Origin of the sequence: Caulobacter sp. S45, from assembly GCF_903642205.1 — a bacterium.
Lineage (GTDB): Bacteria > Pseudomonadota > Alphaproteobacteria > Caulobacterales > Caulobacteraceae > CAHJWH01.
On sequence record NZ_CAHJWH010000143.1, the window covers coordinates 1 to 8,167 of the forward strand.

Sequence of the window (8,167 nt, forward strand, 5' to 3'; positions counted from 1 at the left end):
GTCGGCGACGCCCAGCGCCTGCCGCTGCCCGACGCCTGCGCCGACGCCTACGTCATCGCCTTCGGCATCCGCAACGTCACCGACATCCCCACGGCGCTGCGCGAGGCGCGCCGGGTGCTGAAGCGCGGCGGCCGTTTCCTGTGCCTTGAGTTCTCCCAGCCCACCGCGCCGGCCATGCGCCGCGCCTACGACGCCTATAGCTTCAATGTGATCCCGGTGGTCGGCGGCGTGGTCGCGCAGGATCGCGAGAGCTACCAGTACCTGGTGGAGAGCATCCGCCGCTTCCCCACCCAGGACCGCTTCGCCGCCATGATCGCGCAGGCGGGGTTCAGCAGAGAGGGCTATACCAACTTCACCGGCGGGGTGGCGGCGCTGCACCACGGGTGGGCGCTGTAGAGGTGAGTATGCGCCCGACCGGCATGGCCTCTTTCCCGCTCATCCCGGCGAATGCCGGGACCCAGATTGTAAGGCGCCGAAGTCGATCACCCAGCCGCATGGCGACTTATCTGGAAGGGTCATCTCCTTACAATCTGGGTCCCGGCATTCGCCGGGATGAGCGGGAAAGAGTGGAGTGGCCACCGCGCTCATCGGCGCTGGGCTGTTGATGCCCAATCCCGTCTCCTCCGCCGGGCGCCTGCTCGCCGCCGGCTTCGTCCTCGCTCGGCACGACGCCCTGCTTCCACGCGAAGCCGCCCACCTCGCGCCCTCCTCCCTGCGCGGACCCGCCGCCGTCCTTCGCACCCTGGCGGGCGGCGCCCGCGCCCGTGGCCGGCCGGGGGAGCGGCTGGGGCGGGCGTTCGAGGCGCTGGGACCGGCGGCGATCAAGCTCGGACAACTGATGTCCACCCGCGCCGATATCTTCGGTGGCCAGTTCGCCGACGACCTCGGCCGGCTGAAGGATCGCCTGCCGCCGTTTCCCATGGCCATGGCGATGGCCGAGGTGGAGGCGGGGCTGGAGCGTCCGCTCGCAAGCCTCTACGCCAGCTTCGAGCCGCCGGTCGCGGCGGCGTCGCTCGCCCAGGCGCACCCTGCGGTGCTGCACGACGGGCGCCGCGTAGCGGTCAAGGTGCTGCGGCCCGGCATCGAGCGCCGCGTCGCCGCCGACATCGGAGCCATGCTGCTGGGCGCGCGCCTCGCCGAGCGCTTCGCCGTCCCCCTGCGCCGGCTGGAGCCCCTGGCCGCCGCCACCGCGGTCGCCCGCTCGCTGGCGCTGGAGCTGGACCTGAGGCTTGAGGCCGCCGCCGCCAGCGAACTGGGCGAGGTCATGGCCAAGGACGGTCACATGCACGCGCCGGTCGTCGTCTGGGAGGGCGTGGCCAAGCGCATGCTGACGCTGGAGTGGGCGCAGGGCATGCCGCTCTCGCGTCCGGAGTCGCTGGAGCAGCCGGGGCTCGACCGGCCGGCGCTGGCCAACCACGTCACCCGGGGCTTCCTGACCCAGGCCATGGACCACGGCGTCTTCCACGCCGACTTGCACGAGGGCAACCTTTTCGTCTCAGCGCCGGCGCGTCTGGAGGCTGTTGATTACGGCATTATTGGCCGGATCGGTCCGGCGGAGCGCCGCTTCCTGGCCGAGATTCTCTACGGTTTTCTCCGGCGCGACTACCATCGCGTGGCGGAGGTGCACTTCGAGGCGGGTTACGTCCCCGCCGACCAGGACATCGCCACCTTCGCCCAGGCGCTGCGAGCGGTCGGCGAGCCGATCTTCGGCCGGCCAGCGAGCGAGGTCTCCATGGGCCGCCTGCTCGGCCAGCTGTTCGAGATCACCGGCCTGTTCGGCATGCATCTCCGCCCCGAGCTGGTGCTGCTGCAGAAGACCATGGTGGCGGTGGAAGGCGTGGCCCGGCGGATCGACCCCGGCCACGATATCTGGGTCGCTGCGCAGCCCGTCGTCGAACGCTGGATGCGCCGCGAGTTGTCGCCCGCGCGGCGGGTGCAGGACCTGGCGGAGAGGGCCTTGCGTATCGCCGAGCGCTTGGCGCGCCTGGTGGAGGCGCCGCATCCGCCAGCGGTGGTGGTCGAGCGGCGTGCCTCGGGCGTGGCCTGGGCGGGGCTTGTGGCGGGTTTGCTGGCCTTGGCTCTGGCGATGGAGCAAGTGCTGCGCTGAACGGGGCCGCGTGGTTCGAGACAGGCTACTCCGCAGCCTTACCCGGCAAGACGAATGAAGAGGGACAGCGAGACCCTTCGTCATCCTGAGGAGGCCTCGAAGAGGGCGTCTCGAAGGACGCACTCCCGGAACAGCCGTCCGACAAACGGGTTCTAGGCTCCACTGAGCCGCGAGGACGCCGCCATGCAATACGTCAACCTCGGCCGTACCGGCCTGAAGGTTTCGCGCCTGTGCCTCGGCTGCATGACCTATGGCGACAAGAGCTGGCGGGACTGGATCCTTACCGAGGACGAGAGCAAGCCCTTCTTCCGCCAGGCCTGGGAGGCCGGGATCAATTTCTACGACACCGCCGACATCTACTCCTTCGGGGCCAGCGAGGAGGTCACCGGCCGGGCTCTGCTGGACCTCGCGCCGCGCGACGAACTGGTCATCGCCACCAAGGTGTTCAACCCGATGAGCAAGGCGCCCAACGACCGGGGCCTGTCTCGCAAGCACATCCTGTCGGCCATCGACGCCAGCCTGAAGCGGCTCGGCACCGACTTTGTCGACCTCTACCAGATCCACCGCTTCGACCACCGCACGCCGATCGAGGAGACCATGGAGGCGCTGCACGACGTGGTGCGCGCCGGCAAGGCCCGCTACATCGGCGCCTCCTCCATGTACGCCTGGCAGTTCCTGAAGATGAACACCGTGGCCGAGCGGCGGGGCTGGACGTCCTTCGTCTCCATGCAGCCGCAGTACAACCTGGTCTACCGGGAGGAGGAGCGGGAGATGCTGCCGCTGTGCGAGGCGGACGGCGTCGGGGTGATCCCCTGGTCGCCCCTGGCGCGGGGCTTCCTGGCCGGCAACCGCAAGCGCGGCGGGGGCGGGGAGACCAGCCGCTCCAACACCGACGCCTTCGCCGACAAGCTCTACGGCATGGAGGGCGACTTCGAGATCGTGGATGCGGTGGCGGCGGTGGCGGAGCGCAAGGGCGTCAAGCCGATGCAGGTGGCGCTGGCCTGGGTGCTGTCCAACGCGGCGATCACCGCCCCGATCATCGGGGCCAGCAAGCCGAACCACATCGAGGACGCGGTGGGCGCGTTGGAAGTCAGGCTGGACGAGCAGGACATCAAGGAGTTGACGGCGCCTTACCGGTCCAAGCCGGTGCTGGACCACAACGTGTAGCCGAACCGGGGTGCGTGCTTCGAGACAGGCTCTCTTCGAGAGCCTTCCTCAGCATGACGCAAGTCTGGGACGCTGTTTTCCTCGTCATGCTGAGGAGCCCGAAGGGCGTCTTGAAGCACGCAGGACGCTGGCCCGGTCGGATTACATCCCGTCCGGCACGTTCGCCTCCAGCTCCGCCAGCCAGGCCGCGGCCGAAGCATCCGACGGCATGCGCCAGTCGCCGCGGGGCGACAGGGAGCCGCCCGAGGACAGCTTGGGTCCGTTCGGCATGGCCGAGCGCTTGAACTGGTTGGCGAAGAAGCGCCGCAGGAACAGGGCCAGCCAGCGCTTGATCTCGGGCAGGTCGTAGGCGCGGCGATCGGCGGGTTCGATGTCCTGGGGCCACGCGCCGGCGCCTGCGTCGCGCCAGGCCTGCCAGGCCAGGTAGGCGATCTTGGACGGCCTGAACCCGAAGCGGGTCAGGTAGAACAGGTTGAAGTCCTGCAGGGCGTAGGGGCCGACGAAGGCCTCCGTCGACTGGCCGCGCCCTTCCGCGTCTGCGGGTACCAGCTCTGGTGATATCTCCGTGGCCAGGATCGCCCGCAGCACCTCCGCCGTATCCTCGCTGAACTCGCCGGAGCGGGCGGCAAAGCGGATCAGGTGCTGGATCAGCGTCTTAGAGACCGAGCCGTTGGGATTGTAGTGGCTCATCTGGTCGCCGACGCCGTAGGTGCACCAGCCGAGCCCCAGCTCCGACAGGTCGCCGGTGCCGACCACCAGGGCCTGCTTCTGGTTGGCAAGGCGGAACAGGTAGTCGGTGCGGAGCCCCGCCTGGACGTTCTCGAAGGTCACGTCGTAGACGGGCTGGCCGTCGGCGAACGGGTGGCCGAGGTCGCCAAGCATCTGGCGGGCCGCCGGCCGGATGTCGATCTCCCCGGCTGAGACGCCGAGCGTCCGCATCAGCGTCCAGGCGTTGGCCTTCGTGGCGTCGGAGGTGGCGAACCCCGGCAGGGTATAGGCGTAGATGTGGGTCCGCGGATGGCCGAGCAGGTCCATGCTCTTGGCCGCCACCACCAGGGCCTCGGTCGAATCCAGGCCGCCCGAGACGCCGATCACCAAGCGCTCCAGGCCGGTGGAACGCAGGCGCTCCGCCAGCCCCTGCACCTGGATGTTCCAGGCCTCGTAGCAGTCCTCCGCCAAACGGGCGGGATCGGACGGGACGTAGGGATAGCGCTCCACCGACCGGCGCAGAGGCACGGCCTCGGTCGGCGGCTCGAAGCTGAAGGCGATGCGGCGGTAGGGCGGCCGGCCCGGTGCGGTCTGGGCCAGGGCGTCGCCGAAACTGCCCGTCCGCAGGCGTTCCTGGCGGATGCGGCCAAGATCCACGTCCGCCAGGCAGAGGCTGTTGCCCCGAGGGAAGCGGTGCGTCTCCGCAAGCGTGGCGCCCAGCTCGAATATGGCCCCGTGGCCGTCCCAGGCCAAGTCGGTGGTCGACTCGCCGGGACCCGCGGCGGAGTAGGCGTAGGCCGCGCTGCAGCGCGCGGACTGCGAGGCGCAGAGCAGGCGGCGGGTCTCGGCCTTGCCGATGACGATGTTGCTGGCCGACAGGTTCAGCAGGAGCTCGGCCCCCGCGGCGGCGGCGGGACCGCTGGGCGGTGCGGGCGTCCAGATGTCCTCGCAGATCTCGACATGGAAGGTGAAGGGGCAGGGCGCCTGCGCCTGGAATAGGAGGTCCAGTCCGAAGGGCGCGAAACGGCCCCCGACCTCGATCTCCTCGCCCGCCACACCTGCGCCCGAGGCGAACCAGCGCCGCTCGTAGAACTCACGGTAGTTGGGCAGGTAGAGCTTCGGCACGACGCCCAGCACCTCGCCCCGGTGGATCACCACCGCGGTGTTGAACAGCCGGCCCCAATAGGCCAGCGGCGCGCCCACCACCAGCAGGGGCGCCAGCTCGCGGCTCGCCTCGACCAGGCGGCCGATCTGGACGTGGACGGCCTCCAGCAGCGTTTCCTGCAGCAGCAGGTCGTCGATCGCGTAGGCGCTGACGCCCAGCTCAGGGAACAGCAGCACCGCGGCGTGCTCGCGCGCGCCCTGTGCGGCCAGGGCCAGCATATGGTCGGTGTTGCAGGCCGGGTCGGCCGGCTTCAGGCGCGGCACGCACACGCCGAGCCGCACGAAGCCGTGGGCATAGGGGTTGTCGAAGGCGATCGGGCCGGCCATGCCCTGTTTTGGGTGAGCCGCGCGCCTTCCACAAGCACCCACCCTTTATGCGCGACGCGCCGCAGGCCGACTCACGGGCTGCGCGGCATAATCGGGCGATGCTGTTTCGCCGGTCCGCTGCTCGCGTCCATGCGCCTCGTCCGAAACCCGGCGACCGGGTGCAGGTGCAGGGCTCGCCCGTGCGGCTGGCGGTGAACCCGCGGGCGCGGCGCATCAGCCTGCGGTTGGACGTCGCCCGGCGCGAGGTGGTGGCCACCGCGCCCAGCCTGCATGCCCTTGCCGACGCGGTCGCCTTCGCCCACAGCCGCGCGGACTGGATCGCGACGAGGCTCTCGGCGCTTCCGCAGCCGGTGGGTCTGAAGCCGGGCGCGGTGATCGAGGTGTCAGGCCAGCCCTGCCGGCTGGAGCAGGCGGCCATGCGCATCCGCCCCACGCTGAAACCCGCCGTCGGCGATGAGCCCGCCCGCCTGATCGCCTGGGGCGAGGGGCCGGCCTTCTCGCGGTCGGTGCTGCGGGCATTGCGCGCCGAGGCGCTGGTCCGGCTTACGGCCAGGACCCAGGCGCACTGCTCCGCCTTGGGCCAGCCCCTGCCGGGCCTCGCCCTGCAGGACGCCCGCTCCCGATGGGGGTCATGTCGAGGAGGGGCTCCAGGCCGCGCGGCGGCGATCCGCTACAACTGGCGTCTGGTGCTCGCGCCGCCCGAGGTGCTGGACTATGTGGCCGCCCACGAGTGCGCCCACCTTGTCCAAGGCGATCACAGCCCCCGGTTCTGGGCCGTGGTGCACACGCTTTACGGCGATCCGGCCAGAGCCAGGGCCTGGCTCAAGCTGCACGGGGCGAGGCTGCATGCCGTGGGCTAGAGGCGCCGGGTCAGCGCGCGGGCTTGGCGAGGGACTCGCAGCGGAGCCGGGCCGACTCGCCGCGCGCCTGCAGCAGACTGCTCAGCCGATAAGCCCGGTTCAGCGCCGCCGACCGGCTGTCGAACCGCTCGAACAGGATGCTTTCGTGGCGGACGGTCCAGCCGGACCGCCACGGCGTCACAAGGATGTCCGACATGGCTCAGGCGCGGGCGCGTCGCGCGTCGTCGTTCCACAGCGCTTGGCGGTAGGCTTCAAAGCAGCGCTCGCCGCAGATCAGCCGCATCAGCGCGCCTTCGGCTAGGGAGCGGGCGCAGCCGGGGTCCGCCGCGACCAGCGGGCGCAGGGCCTCACGGTTCCAGTCTTCGGAGTGCTTGATGTCCAGTACGGCGTGGAGGTCGAAGTACTTGCGCAGCCGTGGCTCGACGCCAAGCCGCTTCAGGCCTTGCGCCACCTTGGCCACCCGGGTGGGCGCGGTCAGCTCCACGACGCCCAGCGCGCCGACGGAGTGGTAGGCGTACCGGCGGGTCGTTGCGAAGGCGGTCATGGTGTTGGCCAGCGCCAGGGACTGCCACAGGGTCGCCTCGATCGACGGCTGCAGGTCGAGCCCCGCGGTGGTGCGCTCCAGCATGGGGCCGTGCATGCCGCCCTCCGCTCCCCGGCCCATCTCGTCCCAGTAGTTGCGGGCGAGCTCGAGCTTGGCGCTGGTCGGGAACTTGACCTGGGTCAGGGCGACCAAGTCGTCGAAACCCGCTTCGCCCGCCGCCTCCTGGCGGAGGAACCAGCGAAGGTCCTCAAGCGTGGCCTCTTCGGCCAGCCAGTCGAACAGGGGGTCGAACTGCCCGGGACCTTCCGCCTTCAATGCTTCGAACCAGTCAATGAAGCCGTCTGCGTCAACCGGGACGGCGGCGACCGCCTCCGCCACCTCCGTCCGGAAGGCTTCGACATAACCGCCCTCGAGGAGGCGCATCTGGTGCTCTTCGCCGAGCTCCTTGCGCCACGCGTCATCCGGGGTCGCGGGAGAAAGCCGGCGCTGGTTCCAGCGGGCCAGGCGGCGATGCAGGGAGACATCATCCAGGCAGGTCTTGGAGTCCGCCCCCACACCCGGGCCGGACTGGAACAATGCGATACTCATGATGGACTCGTTCGATTGGCGCGTGCGCGATAACATAAGTGTTCCGCACACTTTGGTTTGCTTCTAAAGCGTGACTCGCAGAGGTTTGGTTCCTGACGGAGTCACATCACGGGTCATCCGGCGCGCTGGAGTCCCGGCGGTCTTGCGGGTTGCTGTAGGAAAGCGGCCGCAACTGAAGCCAGGTATCGGATAGAGTCGGCCTACGCTGCAGGGCACGGGCGTTTACCAGCGCCCGGTCTGCGGTCGAAGCCCTCGCCCCGCCGCGGCCACGCCCCTCTGGTCCGCCACCCGCCGGCTACAAAGTCCTCGGAGCGGCGACCGCCTTCTGGATGATGCGGGAGAGGGTCTCCACGGAATAAGGCTTCTGCAGCAGTTCGAAGCCGTGCCGTCCCTCCTGGGCCAGTACGTTGCTGTAGCCGCTGGTGAGGACCACAGGCAGGCCGGGGTAGCGGTTCCTGACCACCTGAGCCATCTCGATCCCGCCCATGCCGGGCATGACGATGTCGGAGAAGACGACGTCGAACGTCAGGTGGTTTTGCTCCAGCAGGGCCAGCGCCGCGGCCGCGTTGCCGACCCAGCGGGTGTTGTAGCCGAGGTCGGCGAGAAGCTCCGTGGCGAAGCTGCCGACCGCCTCGTTGTCCTCCACCACCAGCACGCACAGGCCCTGGCCCGAGGCGCTGCGGCCGGGAAGCTCCGGCGCCG

The 8,167-nt window shown here is 70.0% G+C and carries 8 protein-coding genes; 4 read left to right on the forward strand and 4 right to left on the reverse strand.

The genetic code is table 11. The features are described from left to right. The 3 genes from HUV06_RS12840 to HUV06_RS12850 all read left to right on the forward strand — a co-directional run. Positions 1–396, forward strand: a 396-nt coding sequence (locus tag HUV06_RS12840; protein ID WP_174301657.1) for a class I SAM-dependent methyltransferase, incomplete at its 5' end; no start/stop codon positions are given. A gap of 208 nt (positions 397–604) precedes the next feature. Further along, on the forward strand, positions 605–2,107 hold the full coding sequence (gene ubiB, locus HUV06_RS12845) for a 2-polyprenylphenol 6-hydroxylase (protein WP_174301664.1): 1,503 nt from the start codon (positions 605–607) through the stop codon (positions 2,105–2,107). Between the two features lie 183 nt (positions 2,108–2,290). Next, entirely contained in the window at positions 2,291–3,274 is a 984-nt protein-coding gene (locus HUV06_RS12850) for an aldo/keto reductase (protein ID WP_174301658.1), read from the forward strand. Positions 3,275–3,415: 141 nt separating this feature from the next. On the opposite strand, the gene HUV06_RS12855 is transcribed toward HUV06_RS12850, so the two are convergent. After that, a complete protein-coding gene (locus HUV06_RS12855; RefSeq protein ID WP_174301659.1) occupies positions 3,416–5,473 on the reverse strand; it encodes an NAD(+) synthase in 2,058 nt (685 codons plus the stop codon). Positions 5,474–5,571: 98 nt separating this feature from the next. Here HUV06_RS12855 and HUV06_RS12860 point away from each other — a divergent pair, with 98 nt between their 5' ends. After that, the gene (locus tag HUV06_RS12860; protein ID WP_174301660.1) at positions 5,572–6,333 is read left to right on the forward strand and encodes a M48 family metallopeptidase; all 762 of its coding nucleotides are present in this window, start codon (positions 5,572–5,574) and stop codon (positions 6,331–6,333) included. 10 nt (positions 6,334–6,343) lie between these two features. Here HUV06_RS12860 and HUV06_RS12865 read toward each other — a convergent pair whose 3' ends face one another. The 3 genes from HUV06_RS12865 to HUV06_RS12875 form a co-directional block, all read right to left on the reverse strand. Further along, on the reverse strand, positions 6,344–6,529 hold the full coding sequence (locus HUV06_RS12865) for a hypothetical protein (RefSeq protein WP_174301661.1): 186 nt from the start codon (positions 6,527–6,529) through the stop codon (positions 6,344–6,346). Positions 6,530–6,532: 3 nt separating this feature from the next. Further along, complete coding sequence (locus tag HUV06_RS12870) at positions 6,533–7,465, reverse strand: iron-containing redox enzyme family protein (protein WP_174301662.1); 933 nt, start codon at positions 7,463–7,465, stop codon at positions 6,533–6,535. A 295-nt stretch (positions 7,466–7,760) separates the two neighbouring features. Next, positions 7,761–8,167, reverse strand: a 407-nt coding sequence (locus HUV06_RS12875) for a response regulator (RefSeq protein ID WP_174301663.1), incomplete at its 5' end; no start/stop codon positions are given.